Source organism: Rhodococcus sp. DT1, assembly GCF_049844875.1.
Lineage (GTDB): Bacteria > Actinomycetota > Actinomycetes > Mycobacteriales > Mycobacteriaceae > Rhodococcus.
Genome location: NZ_JBNCLW010000008.1, coordinates 199362 through 217696, shown reverse-complemented (window position 1 = coordinate 217696; position 18335 = coordinate 199362). Strand labels below are relative to the sequence as shown.

The 18335-nt window shown below is 67.0% G+C and carries 15 protein-coding genes; 10 read left to right on the top strand and 5 right to left on the bottom strand.

Annotated features, from left to right (window positions below; genetic code table 11):
* The 4 genes from sucB to ACLQ3J_RS20075 all read left to right on the top strand — a co-directional run.
* A partial coding sequence (gene sucB, locus ACLQ3J_RS20090) for a 2-oxoglutarate dehydrogenase, E2 component, dihydrolipoamide succinyltransferase (RefSeq protein ID WP_425904232.1) occupies nt 1-1665 on the top strand: 1665 nt, incomplete at its 5' end.
* A gap of 145 nt (nt 1666-1810) precedes the next feature.
* Nucleotides 1811-2590: a lipoyl(octanoyl) transferase LipB gene (gene lipB, locus ACLQ3J_RS20085; protein WP_169620216.1), complete on the top strand. Its 780-nt coding sequence runs from the start codon at nt 1811-1813 to the stop codon at nt 2588-2590.
* Nucleotides 2591-2645: 55 nt separating this feature from the next.
* Complete coding sequence (gene lipA / locus ACLQ3J_RS20080) at nt 2646-3656, top strand: lipoyl synthase (RefSeq protein WP_169620217.1); 1011 nt, start codon at nt 2646-2648, stop codon at nt 3654-3656.
* Nucleotides 3657-3734: 78 nt separating this feature from the next.
* A complete protein-coding gene (locus ACLQ3J_RS20075; RefSeq protein ID WP_169620218.1) occupies nt 3735-4475 on the top strand; it encodes a DUF4191 domain-containing protein in 741 nt (246 codons plus the stop codon).
* 78 nt (nt 4476-4553) lie between these two features.
* Here ACLQ3J_RS20075 and ACLQ3J_RS20070 read toward each other — a convergent pair whose 3' ends face one another.
* Nucleotides 4554-5030: an RDD family protein gene (locus tag ACLQ3J_RS20070; RefSeq protein WP_169620219.1), complete on the bottom strand. Its 477-nt coding sequence runs from the start codon at nt 5028-5030 to the stop codon at nt 4554-4556.
* Nucleotides 5031-5240: 210 nt separating this feature from the next.
* Between ACLQ3J_RS20070 and glnA the strand changes: the two genes are divergently transcribed.
* Entirely contained in the window at nt 5241-6677 is a 1437-nt protein-coding gene (gene glnA, locus ACLQ3J_RS20065) for a type I glutamate--ammonia ligase (protein ID WP_169620220.1), read from the top strand.
* Nucleotides 6678-6794: 117 nt separating this feature from the next.
* Here glnA and ACLQ3J_RS20060 read toward each other — a convergent pair whose 3' ends face one another.
* Entirely contained in the window at nt 6795-7421 is a 627-nt protein-coding gene (locus tag ACLQ3J_RS20060) for a class I SAM-dependent methyltransferase (RefSeq protein WP_425904230.1), read from the bottom strand.
* Between the two features lie 133 nt (nt 7422-7554).
* Here ACLQ3J_RS20060 and ACLQ3J_RS20055 point away from each other — a divergent pair, with 133 nt between their 5' ends.
* On the top strand, nt 7555-8580 hold the full coding sequence (locus ACLQ3J_RS20055; protein WP_425904229.1) for an LLM class flavin-dependent oxidoreductase: 1026 nt from the start codon (nt 7555-7557) through the stop codon (nt 8578-8580).
* 9 nt (nt 8581-8589) lie between these two features.
* On the opposite strand, the gene ACLQ3J_RS20050 is transcribed toward ACLQ3J_RS20055, so the two are convergent.
* The gene (locus ACLQ3J_RS20050; protein WP_425904228.1) at nt 8590-9732 is read right to left on the bottom strand and encodes an MFS transporter; all 1143 of its coding nucleotides are present in this window, start codon (nt 9730-9732) and stop codon (nt 8590-8592) included.
* An 83-nt stretch (nt 9733-9815) separates the two neighbouring features.
* Here ACLQ3J_RS20050 and ACLQ3J_RS20045 point away from each other — a divergent pair, with 83 nt between their 5' ends.
* From ACLQ3J_RS20045 to ACLQ3J_RS20030, 4 genes are all read left to right on the top strand, one after another.
* Nucleotides 9816-10400 (top strand): TetR/AcrR family transcriptional regulator, encoded by a 585-nt coding sequence (locus ACLQ3J_RS20045; protein ID WP_425904227.1) that lies wholly within the window; start codon nt 9816-9818, stop codon nt 10398-10400.
* 79 nt (nt 10401-10479) lie between these two features.
* Complete coding sequence (locus ACLQ3J_RS20040) at nt 10480-10923, top strand: Fur family transcriptional regulator (RefSeq protein WP_425904226.1); 444 nt, start codon at nt 10480-10482, stop codon at nt 10921-10923.
* Nucleotides 10924-10960: 37 nt separating this feature from the next.
* The gene (katG, locus tag ACLQ3J_RS20035) at nt 10961-13144 is read left to right on the top strand and encodes a catalase/peroxidase HPI (RefSeq protein ID WP_425904225.1); all 2184 of its coding nucleotides are present in this window, start codon (nt 10961-10963) and stop codon (nt 13142-13144) included.
* 396 nt (nt 13145-13540) lie between these two features.
* Complete coding sequence (locus ACLQ3J_RS20030) at nt 13541-13867, top strand: hypothetical protein (RefSeq protein WP_425904224.1); 327 nt, start codon at nt 13541-13543, stop codon at nt 13865-13867.
* A gap of 12 nt (nt 13868-13879) precedes the next feature.
* Here ACLQ3J_RS20030 and ACLQ3J_RS20025 read toward each other — a convergent pair whose 3' ends face one another.
* A complete protein-coding gene (locus ACLQ3J_RS20025) occupies nt 13880-16894 on the bottom strand; it encodes a bifunctional [glutamine synthetase] adenylyltransferase/[glutamine synthetase]-adenylyl-L-tyrosine phosphorylase (protein WP_425904241.1) in 3015 nt (1004 codons plus the stop codon).
* Nucleotides 16895-16919: 25 nt separating this feature from the next.
* Nucleotides 16920-18257, bottom strand: a complete 1338-nt coding sequence (locus ACLQ3J_RS20020) for a glutamine synthetase family protein (RefSeq protein ID WP_296549588.1) — start codon at nt 18255-18257, stop codon at nt 16920-16922.
* Between the last annotated feature and the right edge of the window lie 78 nt (nt 18258-18335).

Below are 18335 nucleotides of genomic sequence, written 5' to 3'. Positions count from 1 at the left end.
ACCGACAAGGTCGACACCGAGATCCCGTCCCCCGTCGCCGGTATCCTCACCGAGATCACCGCGCAGGAGGACGACACCGTCGAGGTCGGCGGACAGCTCGCCGTCATCGGCACCGAAGCCCCCGCCGAGAAGCCCGCCGCCGCGCCTGCGTCCACGCCTCCCTCGGAGGAAGCGGCACCCGAGCCGTCCGAGTCGGAGCCGTCCGAGTCGGAGCCGTCCGAGCCCGAGCAGTCCGCTCCGGCTGCTTCCGGTGGCAGCGGCGAAGGCACCCCGGTCACCATGCCCGCACTGGGCGAGTCCGTCACCGAAGGCACCGTCACCCGGTGGCTCAAGGCTGTCGGCGACGAAGTGGCCGCCGACGAACCCCTCCTCGAGGTCTCCACCGACAAGGTCGACACCGAGATCCCGTCCCCCGTCGCCGGTATCCTCACCGAGATCACCGCGCAGGAGGACGACACTGTCGAGGTCGGCGGACAGCTCGCCGTCATCGGCACCGAGGCCCCCGCCGAGAAGCCCGCCGAACCCGAGGCGAAGCCTGCACCCAAGCAGGAAGCTCCCAAGCAAGAAGCTCCCAAGCAGGAGGCGCCCAAGGCCGCCGAGAAGCCTGCCGAGAGCAAGCCCGCGGCTTCCGCGCCGGCCGCTCCGAAGGCCGAGCAGGCTGCGTCGGCTCCGGCTCCGCAGGCTGTGGCGTCCTCGTCCGGCGACTCGTCGAACGGGTCCAGCCCGTACGTCACTCCCCTCGTGCGCAAGCTCGCCGCGGAGAACGATGTGGACCTGGCCACGGTCAAGGGCACCGGTGTCGGTGGCCGAATCCGCAAGCAGGACGTGCTTGCTGCCGCGGAGGCGAAGAAGGCTCCGGCCGCCGAGGAGAAGGCTCCCGCGAAGTCCGCTCCGGCCGCACCGTCCGGTGCCGCACCGGGTGTGCGTCCCGAACTGGCCGATCTGCGCGGTACCACGCAGAAGGTCAACCGGATCCGTCAGATCACGGCGAAGAAGACGGTCGAGTCGCTGCAGACCACGGCGCAGCTCACGCAGACCTTCGAGGTCGACATGACCAAGATCGCCCAGCTGCGGGCCCAGGCGAAGAAGTCGTTCGCCGAGCGTGAGGGCGTGAACCTCACTTTCCTGCCGTTCTTCGCGAAGGCTGTCGTCGAGGCGCTGCGTGCGCACCCGAACGTCAACGCGTCGTTCGACGAGGGCAAGAAGGAGATCACGTACCACGCTGCGGAGCACCTCGGCATCGCTGTGGACACCGAGCAGGGTCTGCTCTCCCCCGTGATCCACAACGCCGGCGACCTGTCGCTGGCAGGGCTCGCACGGGCCATCGCCGATCTCGCCAAGCGCACGCGCAGCGGCGGTCTCAAGCCCGACGAGCTGGCCGGCGGCACGTTCACGATCACCAACATCGGAAGCCAGGGCGCGTTGTTCGACACCCCGATCCTCGTGCCGCCGCAGGCCGCGATGCTCGGTACGGGCGCGATCGTCAAGCGCCCCGTGGTGGTGACCGACGAGACCGGCAACGAGTCGATCGGCGTCCGGTCGATGTGCTACCTGCCGCTCACCTACGATCACCGTCTCATCGACGGCGCCGATGCCGGCCGGTTCCTGACGACGATCAAGCATCGTCTCGAGGAAGCCGCGTTCGAGGCCGACCTCGGTCTGTGATCCTCGGTCTGTGATCGACTGAAGATCACATTCGTGCTCCACGGATAGCGGGGACGCCGTCATTGCGACGGCGCCCCCGTTTTTCGTCGTGCGGTCGCGGTACGGGCCGTTCCGCTTCGACCCGACCGGCGTAAAGTCCGGATACATGAGCAACCCCACCGCGTCCGCCCGTTCCGATACCGCGCCGGTCACCGTGGTGCATCTCGGGTCGATCGGGTACCTCGAGGCGTGGGAGCGGCAGCGGGAGATCCTCAACGCCCGCGCCGACGGCACCGGGTCCGACACCCTGCTGCTGCTCGAACACCCCGCGGTCTACACCGCGGGCCGGCGCACCGAGGACGGCGACCGTCCCACCGACGGCACCCCCGTGATCGACGTCGACCGGGGCGGAAAGATCACCTGGCACGGTCCCGGCCAGCTTGTCGGATACCCGATCATCAAGCTCGCCGAGCCCATCGACGTCGTCGGGTACGTACGCCGGATCGAGCAGGCACTCATCACGGTGTGCACCGACCTGGGACTGACGTGTGGTCGCATCGAGGGACGCTCCGGGGTATGGCTGCCCGGGGAACTGCGCGACGGGCAGTGGGTGCCCGAGCGGAAGATCGCTGCGATCGGGATCCGCGTGCAGCGCGGCGTCACGATGCACGGCTTCTCGCTCAACTGCAATTCCAGGCTCGATGCGTTCGACTCGATCGTGCCGTGCGGAATCCGCGACGCCGGTGTCGCGTCACTGACCGGGGAACTCGGCAGGGAGATCACGATCGACGACGTCACCCCGGCGGTGACCGAGGCCGTGCTCGACGCGCTCGACGGACGGATTCCCGTCACCACATCGGACATCGACCGGGTCACGTTCGAGGAGGCCGCCGCCGCGGCCGAAGGCTCCTCACGCGCCCCGGAATTCACCACTGTGCAGTTCTGACCGGCGGCGCTCCCCGACCGGGTCACGGTGTGAGCGCGAGCGTACGATCGAGGACGTGACTGTGGCCCCAGAAGGACGCAAACTGCTGCGGATCGAGACCCGAAACGCTCAGACGCCGATCGAACGTAAACCGAACTGGATCAAGACCCGGGCGAAGATGGGCCCGGAATACACCGAGCTCAAAGGCCTTGTACGACGCGAGGGCCTGCACACGGTCTGCGAAGAGGCCGGGTGCCCCAACATCTACGAATGCTGGGAAGACCGTGAGGCGACGTTCCTGATCGGTGGTGAACAGTGCACGCGGCGCTGCGACTTCTGCCAGATCGACACCGGCAAGCCCGCGGCACTCGACCGTGACGAACCGCGCCGTGTCGCCGAATCCGTTCAGGCGATGGGCCTTCGATACTCGACGATCACCGGCGTTGCCCGCGACGACCTCCCCGACGGCGGCGCGTGGCTGTACGCCGAGACCGTGCGGCAGATCCACGAACTCAACCCCGGCACCGGTGTCGAGAACCTCATCCCCGACTTCAACGGCAAGCCCGACCTCCTGCGCGAGGTGTTCGAGTCCCGTCCCGAGGTGCTCGCTCACAACGTCGAGACGGTGCCGCGGATCTTCAAGCGCATCCGCCCGGCTTTCCGCTACCAGCGGTCGCTCGACGTGATCACCGCGGCCCGCGAATTCGGTCTCGTCACCAAGTCGAACCTCATCCTCGGAATGGGCGAGACGCCCGAGGAGGTCACCCAGGCGCTGCACGACCTGCACGACGCCGGGTGCGACATCATCACCATCACGCAGTACCTGCGGCCGTCGCCGCGGCACCATCCCGTCGAGCGGTGGGTCAAGCCCGAAGAGTTCGTAGCGCACTCCGACACCGCCCGCTCCATCGGGTTCGCCGGCGTGATGGCCGGTCCGCTGGTGCGCTCGTCGTACCGCGCCGGCCGTCTCTACGCGCAGGCCATGGCCCATCACGGCCGCGAACTGCCCGCAGCACAGGCGCACCTCGCCGAGGAAGGCACCGCATCGCAAGAGGCGGGCGCAGTCCTCGCCCGATTCGGTAGCTGACGCTCCGGATCGGCGACGCTGTCCGGTCGGCCCCGGTGGTGGCGAATGCGCCACCACCGGGGCCGTATCCTTGTGGGTATGGCCAAGGGCAGTAGCAGCGACAAGGAAGCGAAGGCTGCGGCGAAAGCCGCACGGAAGCAGGCGTCGAAGGAGCGTCGCGGCCAGTTGTGGCAGGCGTTCCAGATTCAGCGCAAGGAAGACAAGCTTCTCCTTCCGTGGATGATCGGGACGCTCGTCGCATCGATCGTCGTGTTCTTCCTCATCGGTTTGATCTTCGGGATCCAGTGGTTCCTGTTGCCCATCGGAATTCTCGTGGGCGTGCTTCTCGCGTTCATCATCTTCGGGCGCCGCGTCCAGAAGTCGGTGTACACGAAGGCCGACGGACAGGCCGGCGCAGCAGCCTGGGCACTGGACAACCTTCAGGGCGCATGGCGCGTCACCCAGGCGGTCGCGGGGACGACGCAGCTCGACGCGGTCCATCGCGTCATCGGCCGCCCCGGCGTGATTCTCGTCGGTGAAGGCAACCCCGGCCGGGTCCGGGGCCTCATGGCTCAGGAGAAGAAGCGCGTCTCCCGCCTCGTCGGCGACACGCCGATCTACGAAGTGATCGTCGGAAACGACGAAGGACAGGTCAAGCTCTCGCAGCTCCAGAAGCACCTGTCGAAGCTTCCCCGCAACATCGACACCAAGCGTATGGACACCATCGAGGGTCGTCTCTCGGCGCTGAGCACCAAGAAGACCGGACCGGCCATGCCGAAGGGTCCGCTGCCCGCCGGCGCGAAGATGCGCAGCGTGCAGCGCACGATCCGTCGCCGCTGACCCCGCATTCCCTCCGTTCCACGCAAAGGCCGCCTCGATCCACTGATCGGGGCGGCTTTTCGGTGCGGTCAGGGACGTCTAGCGGGCGCGGACGATCGCGGTACCGGTCGCGCGGTCGTGCAGGCCGCGGCCGTCGACGTCGGTGACGGTCGCGGGGACGACGAACACGATCAGCATCTGGCGTGCGAGCGCCCGGACGATACCGACCCGGACGGGCGCGTCCACGCGAGCGACGCGCACCCCGGCGAGGAACTGGCCGGGGGTGAACGAGAACAGCGCGACGGTCACGACGCCGACGACGAACCAGATGATCAACGTGTATCCCGAGAGGCGGGAGCTTTCGAGCGGGTTCTCGCCGACCAGGCTCGCCGCGATCGCCATCGACAGGAACCAGTCGAGCGACAATGCCAGCACACGGCGCGCCGTCGACACGAGAGACCCGGGTCCGTGCTGGGGAAGACCGAGCAGTTCGCCGGAGTACGCCTGCTCTTCCTGCTGCCCCTTCGGGAGCGCCGCGGAAGGTCCGGAAAGCCAACTGCCCGTCATACGTGCCATACGTCCAGGATAGGCTGGTCGCTGCGGATCACCACGATCCCATGCACCGGCGGTGACGTCTACCACGTTTCTGCCCTGACAGCAGGGGCAATGCGAGCCGTAACACCGTCGAAACATAGGTTTGATGGGCGGGCAACACCAGGTCCATACCGTCTGATCCGACGCAGGCGCCCCAGCACCATGGCGCGCACCGACTGAAGGAGCACAAGCGTGGCGTTCACCACGGCCGAAGAGGTCATCAAGTACATCGCGGACGAAAACGTCGAGTACGTGGATATCCGCTTCACCGACCTGCCCGGCATCGAGCAGCACTTCTCGATCCCGGCGAAGGCGTTCAATCAGGACGTCTTCGAGGACGGCCTGGCCTTCGACGGCTCGTCCGTGCGTGGCTTCCAGTCCATCCACGAGTCGGACATGCTCCTGCTTCCGGACGTGACCACCGCGCGTATCGATCCCTTCCGTGCCGCCAAGACGCTCAACGTGAGCTTCTTCGTCCACGACCCCTTCACTCGCGAGTCGTACTCCCGCGACCCCCGCAACGTCGCGCGCAAGGCCGAGGAGTACTTGGTCAGCACCGGCATCGCCGACACCGCGTACTTCGGCGCCGAGGCCGAGTTCTACATCTTCGACTCCGTCTCCTACGACTCCAAGATGAACGGCTCGTTCTACGAGGTCGATTCCATCTCCGGCGCCTGGAACACCGGTGTGGACTACAACGCCGACGGCACCCCGAACCGCGGCTACAAGGTTCGCCCGAAGGGCGGCTACTTCCCCGTTGCGCCGTACGACCACTACGTGGACCTGCGCGACGAGATCTCCACCAACCTGCAGCTCGCGGGCTTCGAGCTCGAGCGCGCCCACCACGAGGTCGGCACCGGCGGACAGGCGGAGATCAACTACAAGTTCAACACGCTGCTCTCGGCTGCCGACGACCTGCAGCTGTTCAAGTACATCGTCAAGAACACCGCGTGGAAGAACGGCAAGACCGCCACCTTCATGCCGAAGCCCCTCTTCGGCGACAACGGCTCGGGCATGCACGTGCACCAGTCGCTGTGGAAGGACGGCAAGCCGCTGTTCCACGACGAGTCCGGCTACGCGGGTCTGTCCGACCTCGCCCGCTGGTACATCGGCGGCATCCTGCACCACGCGCCGTCGCTGCTCGCGTTCACCAACCCGACGATCAACTCGTACCACCGTCTGGTGCCGGGCTACGAGGCGCCGATCAACCTCGTCTACAGCCAGCGCAACCGTTCGGCCGCGGTCCGTATCCCGATCACGGGCAACAACCCGAAGGCCAAGCGCCTCGAGTTCCGCGCGCCCGACTCCTCGGGTAACCCGTACCTGAACTTCGCCGCGCAGATGATGGCCGGCCTGGACGGCATCAAGAAGAAGATCGAGCCGATGGCTCCGGTCGACAAGGATCTCTACGAGCTTCCGCCGGAGGAGGCCAAGAACATCCCGCAGGCTCCGACGTCGCTCAACGCGGTCATCGACCGCCTCGAGGCCGACCACGAGTACCTCACCGAGGGTGGCGTGTTCACCACCGACCTGATCGAGACCTGGATCTCGCTCAAGCGCGAGCAGGAAATCGCTCCGGTCAACCTGCGCCCGCACCCGTACGAGTTCCAGCTGTACTTCGACTGCTGAGTCTCGTGATGCGCTGACGGCCGAACACTCCCCTGGGAGCGTGTCGTCAGCAAGACTTCCGCGGTAGTTTCGAGAACTGGTCCGCTTGCCCCACGTCGGGCGAGCGGACCAGTTTCGTTATCCTGCAGCCTTTCTGATCGCGATGATCGCGGCGAGGGGCCTGTGGCCGCTCCCGGTGCGTGTATGGGTCTCCACGGTCCGGAAGCCGGCCCTGTCCAACTCCTGGCCGAGTTCGGCGGCAGGCCACCGATAGGCGGTTGTCACAGCATGTTCGAAGGCCTCGAGGGTGGGTCCCGTGAAGAAGCCCACCAAAAGCCCACCGCCCGGCCGGATTACGCGTGCAAATTCGGCGAGCGGAGTCCGGATGTCCTTCGGACTGTGGTGAATCAGCGAGTACCAGGACAGCACACCTCCCAGCGACTTCGCCGCAACGTCCACTGCGTCCAAGGTGCCGACCTCGAACGAGAGATCCGGATAGTGCTTACGAGCGCGCTCGACGAACTCGGGAACGAGATCGACGCCGCTCACGGCCAGTCCGCGCGCGGCCATGAAATCCGTCCACTGACCCGGGCCGCATCCGGCGTCGAGTACGGGACCGGAGACGGTGTCGGCCCAGCTACCGATCAGCGCCCGGTCCAACGGATGCGCCGACGCCACGGAGCCGAAGAGATCCGCATACTCCTGGGATCTGGCCGAGTACGACTCGCGGACGGTGTCGACGACGGGTGTGCTCGCATGCTCCATACCGCCATCATCGGTGATGGTCGGTGTATCTGCTCGCTGTACGTACCGGACGAACCCCCGCATAGGCAAGTCTTGTAATCATTTAGAGGATTGCCCTATGGTGCTCACTCCACCAGGTGTGAGGGGACTCCCGATGACTCGCAAGCTGACTTTCGGCTATCTCTACGACTTCCGTAACCCTCCCGCGTGGGAGCGTCCGTGGAGTGACCTCTACGCCGAGACGCTCGACGTGATCGCCTGGACGGAGAGCGTCGGCTTCACCGGCGCATGGGTGCCGGAGCATCACGGTGCCGACGACGGTTACCAACCTTCACCGCTGCTGACGCTCGCGGCCATCGCTGCGCGCACCACGACTCTTCGGCTCGGGTCGGCCGTCGCACTTGCGCCGCTCTACCACCCGGTCCGTTTCGCGGAGGACACCGCGATTCTCGACATCATTTCTGGTGGTCGCGTGGAGATCGCCCTCGGGCTCGGCTACCGACGTCGTGAGTACGACGCGCTCGGACTCGACTTCTCCACGCGTGGACGGCGATTCGACGAGCTCCTGCAGATCGTTCTCGCTTTGTGGGCGGGTGAGACCGTGAATGTCGAAGGGAGACATTTCACTGCGAAGGACGCGAAGATCATGCCGCCACCGGTGGGTGGACGGATCCCGCTCTACATCGGGGGTTTCGCAGACAAGGCACTCGAACGGGTGGCGAAGTACGCCGACGGTTATTTCGGCAACGAAGAGTTCAGCGACCTCTACGCCGAGAAACTGCGGCAACAGGGAAAGGACCCCGCGGGCGGTGGAATCCGCATCCAGGGATTGTTCTTCGCGGTGGCGAACGACCCGGACAAGGCGATGGAGGAACTCGCGCCGCACTACCACTACATCAACAACAGCTACGGTGCCTGGCTCGACGAGGACAAGGCCATCGGCATGAGCGACCCCGTGCTCGAACCCATGAGTCTCGAACAGTTCAAGCACAGCGGCATTCCGCAGATCGTCACACCCGACCGGGCGGTGGACAAGTTCAGGAAGATGCAGGACCGCATGCCGTTCGAGCACTTCATGATGATGATGCCCGCCGGACTGCCCGCCGAAAGGTTCATGGAATACGCGGAATTGTTCGCGAACGAGGTGATCCCCGCTTTCCAGGGCGACACCGACCGGTGATCCCCACGCTCATCGCGGCGTGCGCCTCGAGCCTGCTGCGGCGGGGTAGCGAACGGCCGGCAGCACCGCGAGGATCCCGAGCACGCCGGCAACGGCGAAGGCGAGGACCGGTGACGCTCCCACCAGCACTCCGAGCGCTACCGAACCGGCCGCCTGCCCGACCGCCAGGGCGATGAACAGTACGACAGTCCCCTCAGCGGCGAGATCTGGTACCACGCGCACTGCCCAGACGATGAGCACCCCGCTCATCGCGGTGTAACTTGCCCCGAACGCTGCCACGGAGACGTACGCCGCGGGTGGTGTGCCGGGAGCCGACCCGAGCAGGACGGTCGCCGTCGCCATGACCGCGGCCGTGGCGACCCAGGCAATTCGCAGACTCCAGGTCTGCACGATCTTCCCCGCGGCGGCGCCGAGTATCCCGAATGCCCCGAGGACCATCCAGGCCGCGATGGACAAGGTCTCGTCGCCTGCTCCGGAATCGGCCATCACCGAGCGCCCGAAGGTCCAGATCGCGGCGCTCGACGCACCGGCCAGCGTCGCGCCCACGAGCGGACGGGCGAGGGCCGCCACGTCGTCGGCTTTCACCCGGGACGGACGAGCGGACCGGCGGCGACGCGGCGTCGACCGGTCCGCGCGCAGGGTTGCGACCGTTGCGAGCCCGGCGGCGAGCGCGATGACCAGCCATCCGACACGCCAGTGCCCGGCGGTCAGGATCAGAAGGATGCCCGCGACGACGATTCCGGCGCCGGTGCCGGCGTTGACGATGGTCTGCGCGTTCTCCTGTCGCGCGGCGGCGACGTTGCGTTCGATGAGAGTGACGAGCCCCGGAGTCGCGAACCCGGCACCGGCCCCGGCGACGATTACGCCCAGCGCAAAGAGGCCGACGTGCGGTGCCAGCGCAACGCCTGCGGCTCCCAGGGTTGCCGTCGCTCCGGCGCAGACCACGACCAGGCGGGGGCGATCACCGAGACGTGTGGCAGCGAGAGCCGCACAGCAATAGGAGAGGAAGCTTCCCGCCTGAACGGCCCCGGCGAGGGTGGACCCCATCTGAAAAGTCTCGGTGAAGCGTGGGAGGAAGAGTCCGTAGCCGAAGCGCGCCAACCCGTAGGTCGCCGCGATCAGAGCCATGCCGCTGACCACGAGGGTTCGCATCACACCTCCGACCGAGCCTGAATCAGAACGCCCGTTACACTACTCCGGAACGGTGCTTCTGTCAGAACGAGCGTTACAGTGGGATGGTGTCCGTAACCGAGCGATCCCCCGCGCGCACCCGACTGCTCGACGCGGCCGAGAGCATGCTGTTCGACCGCGGCATCCGCGCCACGTCCGTGGACGAGTTGCTGCGACGGGCCGAAGTCTCGGCAGCGACGTTGTATGCGCAGTTCGGCAGCAAGGACGCGCTCATCGCCGAGGTATTGCGGCTACGGCTGGCGGACTGGCAGGCCGCATGGGACCAGCACATCATCGCGGCCGACGACGACACGTCGCGGTTGTTGGCGCTGTTCGACGCCCTTGCCGACTACCGCGACACACGCGGCGCTCCCGGGCGCTGGTGCGCCTTCCTGGCCACCGCCACCGAACTTCCCGACGCGACGGACGACATCCGCCGGATCCTTTCCGCAGACACCGAACTCCTCACCACCCGGCTTCTGCACTTCTCCCGCCCTCTGGCCGGGGCACGTGCCCAGGATCTGGCCGACGAGGTGCTCATGGCCTACAACGGCACCCTCGTAGCGTTCCTCCGCGGCCGGCCGGCGGCGCCGATCGAGACCGGACGCCGACTGGCCGCTGCGGCAGTCCGGACCCACAGCCAGGGCTGAGCGCGACCACGCCGGCTGCTTGTGCGACGGATCGGCCGAAATCGCGACTCATTCCAGAAACGTGGGTCATAGTGGTCTGGTGCCCACCTCGAGGGAAGCAGCACAGCAGTTGCGCGCAGCAGGTCTCCGCGTGACGCGCCAGCGAGTTGCTGTCCTCGACGCCGCCGGTACTCACCCGCACGCCGACGCCGAGACGATCTTCGACACGGTGCGCACCGCGCTTCCCGGCATTTCTCGCCAGACCGTCTACGACGTACTCCACGCGATGACGTCACGGGGGATGCTCCGGCGGATCGAGCCGTCGGGATCCTATGCGCGGTACGAGGCCCGCGTCGGCGACAACCATCACCACCTCGTCTGCCGGGCATGCGGAGTCATTGCAGACGTGAACAGCGCGACCGGTGACACACCCTGTCTCACCGGGTACGACGACGGCGGTTTCACCGTAGACGAAACCGAGGTCGTCTTCTGGGGTCTGTGCCCCGGTTGCTCCTCATCGACAGCTTCGCGACCACAGCCCTGAATCTGTCCGATCCACCCAGATCCGGAAGGAACCCGCAGTGTCCGAAAGCGAAAACCCGGCAGTCCCCACCCCCAAGCCACAACCCCACCGTCCCAGGACCACCCTGGACTGGTGGCCGGATCAACTGGACCTCCAAGTACTGCACCAGCATTCACCCATGGCCAACCCGATGGCCCCGGACTTCGACTACCGCAAAGAATTCGAGAAGCTCGACGTCGACGCGCTCCGCCAGGACCTCATCGCGCTGATGACCGACTCCCAGGACTGGTGGCCCGCGGACTTCGGGCACTACGGCGGCCTCTTCATCCGCATGAGCTGGCACTCCGCCGGCACCTACCGCATCGCCGACGGCCGAGGCGGCGGCGGAAAAGGCGCCCAGCGTTTCGCACCGCTCAACAGCTGGCCCGACAACGTCAGTCTCGACAAGGCGCGTCGCCTGCTGTGGCCGATCAAGCAGAAGTACGGTCGCAGCCTGTCGTGGGCGGATCTGATCGTCTTCGCCGGCAACTGTGCATACGAGTCGATGGGCTTCAAGACCTTCGGGTTCGCGTTCGGCCGCGAGGACATCTGGGAAGCCGACGAGGTGTTCTGGGGTCCGGAAGACACCTGGCTCGGCGACGAGCGCTATGCCGACGAGCGCGAACTGCAGGGCCCGCTGGGCGCCGTCCAGATGGGCCTGATCTACGTCAATCCGGAAGGCCCGAACGGTAATCCGGAGATCCTTGCGTCGGGCCGCGACATTCGTGAGACGTTCGCCCGCATGGCGATGAACGACGTCGAGACCGCCGCGTTGATCGTCGGGGGCCACACCGTCGGAAAGACGCACGGTGCTGCGCCCGCCGACAATCTCGGTCCCGAACCCGAGGCTGCGCCGCTGGAACAACAGGGCCTCGGCTGGAAGAACTCGTACGGCACGGGCACGGGGCCCGACACGATCACCAGTGGCATCGAGGTGACCTGGACACCCACCCCCACGAAGTGGGACAACACGTTCCTCGAAATGCTGTACGGGTTCGAATGGGAGAAGACCAAGAGTCCTGCGGACGCCTGGCAGTGGACCCCGAAGGACAACGCCGGCTCTGATGTCGTGCCCGATGCGTTCGACTCGTCGAAGAAACATGCACCCGGGATGCTCACGAGCGACCTCGCGCTGCGATACGACCCCATCTACGGCGAGATCACCCGGCGCTGGCTCGACCACCCCGAAGAACTCGAAGCGGAGTTCGCCAAGGCCTGGTACAAGCTGCTGCACCGCGACATGGGACCGCTCTCGCGGTACCTCGGGCCGTGGATCCCGGAGCCGCAACTGTGGCAGGACCCGGTGCCCGACGTCGATCACGAGCTGATCGGCGACGACGACATCGCGTCGCTCAAGCGCACGGTCCTCGACTCCGGGTTGACCATCCCGCAGTTGGTGGCCACCGCATGGGCGTCGGCGGCGAGCTTCCGCGGCACCGACATGCGCGGCGGCGCGAACGGCGCACGCGTCCGCCTCGAGCCGCAGAAGAACTGGGAGGCCAACGAACCTGCCCAGCTGAACGCGGTGTTGCCGGTGCTCGAACGCATCCGGGACGACTTCAACGCCTCGGCAACGGGAAACACGAAGGTCTCGCTCGCGGACCTGATCGTGCTCGCCGGTAGTGCCGCCGTCGAGAAGGCAGCCAAGGAGGCCGGACACGACATCACGGTGCCGTTCTCGCCCGGCCGGACGGACGCGTCCCAGGAGATGACGGACGTCGAGTCGTTCTCGGTGCTCGAACCGAAAAGCGACGGGTTCCGCAATTTCCTTCAGGTCGGTGAGAAGCTTCCGCCGGAGAAGCTGCTGCTCGACCGCGCGAACCTGTTGACGTTGACCGCGCCGGAGATGACCGTACTCGTCGGTGGCCTGCGCGCACTGGGCACGAACCACGGTGGCAGCACACACGGTGTGTTCACCGACCGACCGCAAGTGCTCACCAACGACTTCTTCCGCAACCTGCTCGACATGGGCACGGAGTGGCAGGTTTCGGAGTCGTCGGAGGGCGTGTACGAAGGCCGGGCCCGCGGCAACGGTGAGGTCAAATGGACCGCGACCGCGGTCGATCTGGTCTTCGGCGCGAACGCGCAGCTGCGGGCGCTGTCGGAGGCATACGGCACCGACGACGCGCAGCCGCAGTTCGTGCAGGACTTCGTGAGGGCGTGGACCAAAGTGATGAATCTCGATCGGTTCGATCTGGCCTGAGCCGTCCGGGAACGGTGCCGCCGGACGGCACCGCGACACCGAAGCCACCCGTCGTACTTCGGCGGGTGGCTTCGTCGTGTGGGAGTCGTGCGGCCGGTGCTGAGGCGAAGCACCGCGGGGACCCGCCGCACCGGCGTACCCTTGTAGTGCCGTGAGGGTGACTTCGATCACGCCTCGGGTGATGGAGAACGTTTTCTTTGCGTCGGGGCAAAGACAGGGATACGCCGCCTGCGTCACGGCACCCGATTCTCCGGTCGCCGCGTCCGTTGCCGACGCGACGCCTGTCGTTGCGTATCCGGTCGTCGTGCGAGACCGTCCTGCGCGTTCGGCCCTGCCGAACCCGGGCCCGTGCCCGGCCGAGTACTCCGAACGACATGTCTCCCGAAGGAGACCGTGATGCGCAGAAACATCCTCAGTGCTGCGGCATGCTCTGCCGCCCTGCTCGTAAGCAGTATCGGCGCCGGTGTGGCCGGTGCCCAGACCGATATCTCGACCGTCGGAATGTCCCAGGAACAGGCCGAAGCCACATTGTCCGAGGCCGGCGTCGAGTACATCATTCTCAGCCGCTCGGGCAGCACCCTGCGGAACTGCAACGTGACCGAGCAGCGCGACCGCGGCTACGACACCGAGGTCGAATACTCGTGGGACGCCGACGACGAAGAGTGGGACAAGACCGAGACGGAGGTCTGGCGCGGGGTCGCTCTGGTCGTTTTCTGCGACTGACCCCGGCTGCCGTCAGGCACCGAACACCCGCTCGACCACTGCCCGCGCACGACGGGTGACGCGCAGGTAGTGGTCGAGATACTCCGAGGCGTCTTCGCCCTGCCACCCCGTCACTCTCGCGACTGCCGTGAGAAGCCTTCCCGGGCCGGGCAATTGGTCGGCGCGCTTGCCCCGGACGAGCACCAATGCGTTGCGTGCACTGGTGGCGGTGATCCACGCGTCGCGCAGCAACTCCACATCCCCGGCGCTGATCAACTCGGCCGCACCGATCGCGTCCAAGGTCTCGAGCGTCGACGTGTTGTGCAGCGCCTCGATGTGGTGCGCGTGCTGCAACTGCAGCAACTGCACCGTCCATTCGATGTCGGCAAGTCCACCGCGGCCCAGCTTCGTGTGGGTGGCGGGGTCGGCTCCGCGGGGCAGACGCTCCGAATCGACGCGTGCCTTGATCCGGCGGATCTCGCGGACCGCCTCCTGGGACAGGCCGCCCTCCGGGTAGCGGACCTTGTCGATCATGCGCAGAAAGCGCGTGCCCAGGTCTGGGTCGCCGGCGACAGCGTGCGCCCGCAGGAGCGCCTGCACCTCCCACACCTCGGCCCACTGGGTGTAGTACGCCTCATAGGAGGTGAGCGTGCGCACCAGCGGTCCGCTGCGGCCTTCCGGCCGCAGGTTCAGGTCGACCTCGAGCGGCGGATCGGTGCTCGGCGCGCCGAGGAACTTGCGGACCTGTTCGGCAACGGTCGTCGCCCATTTCACGGCGTCGGTGTCGTCGGCGTCCGCGTGCGGTTCACAGACGAACAGCACATCGGCGTCGGAGCCGTAGCCCAGTTCGGCACCTCCGAGACGACCCATCCCGATCACGGCGATGCGCGCGGGGGCCGGTCCCCGTGAGCTTTCCGACGCGCGAATGACGGCGGTGAGTGCGGCCTCGAGCACCCCGGACCACACCGTCGACAGTGCTTCGCACACCTGGGGGACGTCGAGCATCCCGAGGATGTCCGCACTCGCGATCCGGGCCAGTTCGGCGCGGCGCAACGAGCGGGCGGCGAGGATCGCACGCGCCGGGTCGCCGTAGCGGGACGACGACGCGACCAGCGCGCGGGCGACTTCCGGAGGCTTCGGTTCGAGCAACCTCGGACCGTTCGGGCCGTCGGCGTACAAGCGCAGCACCTCGGGCGACTTCACGAGCAGGTCCGACACGTACGCCGACGATCCGAGCACCGTCATGAGGCGTTCCGCCACCGCCGGCTCGTCGCGGAGCACCCGCAGGAACCACACGGTGTCGTACAGCGCGTCGGACAAACGGCGGTAGGCCAGCAGTCCGGCGTCGGGATCGACTGTGTCGGCGAGGTATTCGAGCAGTTGCGGAAGCAGCATCGCCTGGATCCGCGCCTTACGGGACGCGCCGCCGGACAAGGCTGTCAGATGGTCGAGCGCGTGCGAGGGCGCGCTGTACCCGAGGGCGGCGAGCTGACGGACGGCCGCGTCGGGCGAGAGCCGTACGGCCTCCTTGTCGAGCTTGCTCACCGACTCGAGCAACGGCCGGTAGAACAGTTTCGCGTGCAGTTTCCGCACCCGCGACGAGTTGCGCTTGATCTCGGATTCGAGCACGCCGAGCGCATCCTTCCGCCCGTCCGCACGCATGTGCGACGCACGGGCGAGCCAGCGCAGCGCCTCCCGGTCGTCCACGGGCGGCAGCGTGTGGGTGCGCTTGAGTCGCTGGAGCTGGAGGCGGTGCTCGAGCAACCGGAGGAACTCGTACGACGCGCGGAGGTTCGCGGCGTCGTCGCGGCCGATGTAGCCACCGTCGGCGAGCGCACCGAGCGCCTCCACCGTGTTCGGGACCCGCAGCGACTCGTCGACGCGGCCGTGTACGAGTTGGAGCAACTGGACGGCGAATTCGACGTCGCGGATGCTGCCGCGGCCGAGCTTGAGTTCGCGTTCCTGCAGTTCTGCGGGCACCAGGTCCTCGACGCGCCGGCGCATCGCCTGGACTTCCGGGACGAAGTCCTCGCGCTCGGAGGCTGTCCACACCATCGGGCTCAGCGCTTCGACGTACCGGCGGCCGAGATCGAAGTCGCCGGCCATCGGCCGGGCCTTGAGGAGCGCCTGGAACTCCCACGTCTTGGCCCACCGGTTGTAATACGCGATGTGCGACTCGAGGGTGCGCACCAGCTCACCGCTCTTGCCTTCCGGGCGCAGCGCGGCATCGACCTCGAAGAAGGCGGAGGTGCCGATACGCATCATTTCGCCCGCGATCCGGCTTGCGCGCGCATCCGCGGGTTCGGCGACGAAGACCACGTCGACATCGCTCACGTAGTTCAGTTCCCGCGCTCCGCATTTACCCATGGCGATGACCGCCAGGTGGATCGGGCACGGCTCGTCGGGAACCACCGTCGTCACGGCGACCGCGAGAGCCGCGGTGAGGGCGGCGTCGGCGAGGTCGGCGAGCAGCGCCCCGACCTCGAGGTACGGAACGACCGGCTCGTTCTCGACGGTCGCGGCGAGGTCGGCCGCCGCGATGATCATGAGCTGGTCGCGATAGGCGGTCCGCAAGGCCGCAACTGCCGCGGGACCGGTGATCTCTGCGCGGTAGAGCAGGCGGCCGACGCGACCGCCCGGCTCGGGATACCCGCCGACGCTGTCGAGCATCCTCGCGGTGAAGGTGTGCTTGTCCGGCAGATCCAGGGAACCTTCGAGCAGCCGCCAGCAGGCAGGATTCGCGACCACGTGGTCACCGAACGCGGACGACGCCCCGAACAGGCCGAACAGCCGGCCGCGCAGGCCCTTGTCGGCACGCAGCGCGGCATCGAGTTCGGCCCAGCCTTCGTCACCGAGACTGTCTGCGAGGCGCGCCAGGGTCCGCAGCGCCAGATCCGCATTGGCGGCGCGGGACAGCGCCCACAGCAGTTCGACGCTGTCGGCGTCGTTCCAGCCGAGCCGTTGCAGCTCTTCTGGCGCGGTCGGCTCGACGAGGCCGAGCCGACCGGGAGCCGGGACAGTGGAACGAGAAGTCGGCGGTTTCACCACCACATCATCCGCCATCGCCGGCCGATTAGAGCCCCAGGTACTGCTCGAGCTCGAACGGCGTGACCTGGCTACGGTAGTTCTCCCACTCACGCCACTTGTTCCGCAGGAAATAGTTGAACACGTGCTCGCCGAGCGTTTCGGCGACCAGCTCGGACTTTTCCATCTCGCGAAGCGCGATGTCGAGATCGGTGGGCAGCTCGCGGTACCCCATCGCGCGACGCTCCGCCGACGTCAGCGACCACACGTCGTCTTCGGCCTCGGGAGGGAGTTCGTATCCCTTCTCGATGCCGCGCATGCCTGCCGCGAGCAGCAACGCGAACGACAGGTACGGGTTGCACGCGGAGTCCGGGGTGCGGATCTCCACCCGGCGCGACGACGCCTTGTTGGGCGTGTACATCGGGACACGGACGAGAGCCGAGCGGTTCGACGGTCCCCAGCACGCCGCGGTCGGTGCTTCGCCGCCGTGCACGAGACGCTTGTAGGAGTTGACCCACTGGTTGGTGACGGCGCTGATCTCGCCGGAATGCTCGAGGATGCCGGCGATGAACGCCTTGCCGGTCGCCGAGAGCTGCAGCGGGTCGTCGGGGTCGTGGAACGCGTTGGTCTCGCCCTCGAACAGCGACATGTGGGTGTGCATGGCCGAGCCCGCGTGCTCGCGGAAGGGCTTCGGCATGAACGTCGCGCGCACGCCCTCCTGCATCGCGATCTCCTTGACCACGTAGCGGAAGGTCATGACGTTGTCCGCCATGGACAGCGCGTCGGCGTATCGCAGGTCGATCTCCTGCTGGCCGGGAGCCGTCTCGTGGTGGCTGAACTCCACCGAGATGCCCATCGACTCGAGCGCGTCGATGGCGTGGCGCCGGAAGTGCGGGGCGGACCGGTGGACGGACTGGTCGAAGTAGCCGCCCGTATCGGCGGGCACCGGCGGGGCACCCTCTTCGCCGTTCTCCACGAGGAAGAACTCGATCTCGGGATGCACGTAGCAACTGAAGCCGAGGTCGGACGCCTTGTTGAGCTGACGCCGCAGCACGTGCCGCGGATCGGCCCAGCTGGGCGTACCACCCGGCATGGTGATGTCGCAGAACATGCGCGCGGAGTACTGGTGGCCCCGGTCGTCGGTCCACGGCAGCACCTGAAAGGTTGTCGCGTCGGGGCGGGCGACCATGTCGGCTTCCGAGATCCGGGAGAATCCCTCGATGGCCGAACCGTCGAACCCGATGCCCTCTTCGAAGGCTCCCTCGAGTTCGGCCGGGGCGATCGCCACGGATTTCAGGGTGCCGACGACATCGGTGAACCAGAGACGAACGAACCGAATGTCGCGCTCTTCGAGGGTGCGGAGCACGAACTCCTTCTGGCGATCCATATCCGCGAGAGTAGGCACCATCCGTTAATTCCGTGTTACATACGCGCGTTGGGACAGTGGCGTGTCGCTCACATTGTG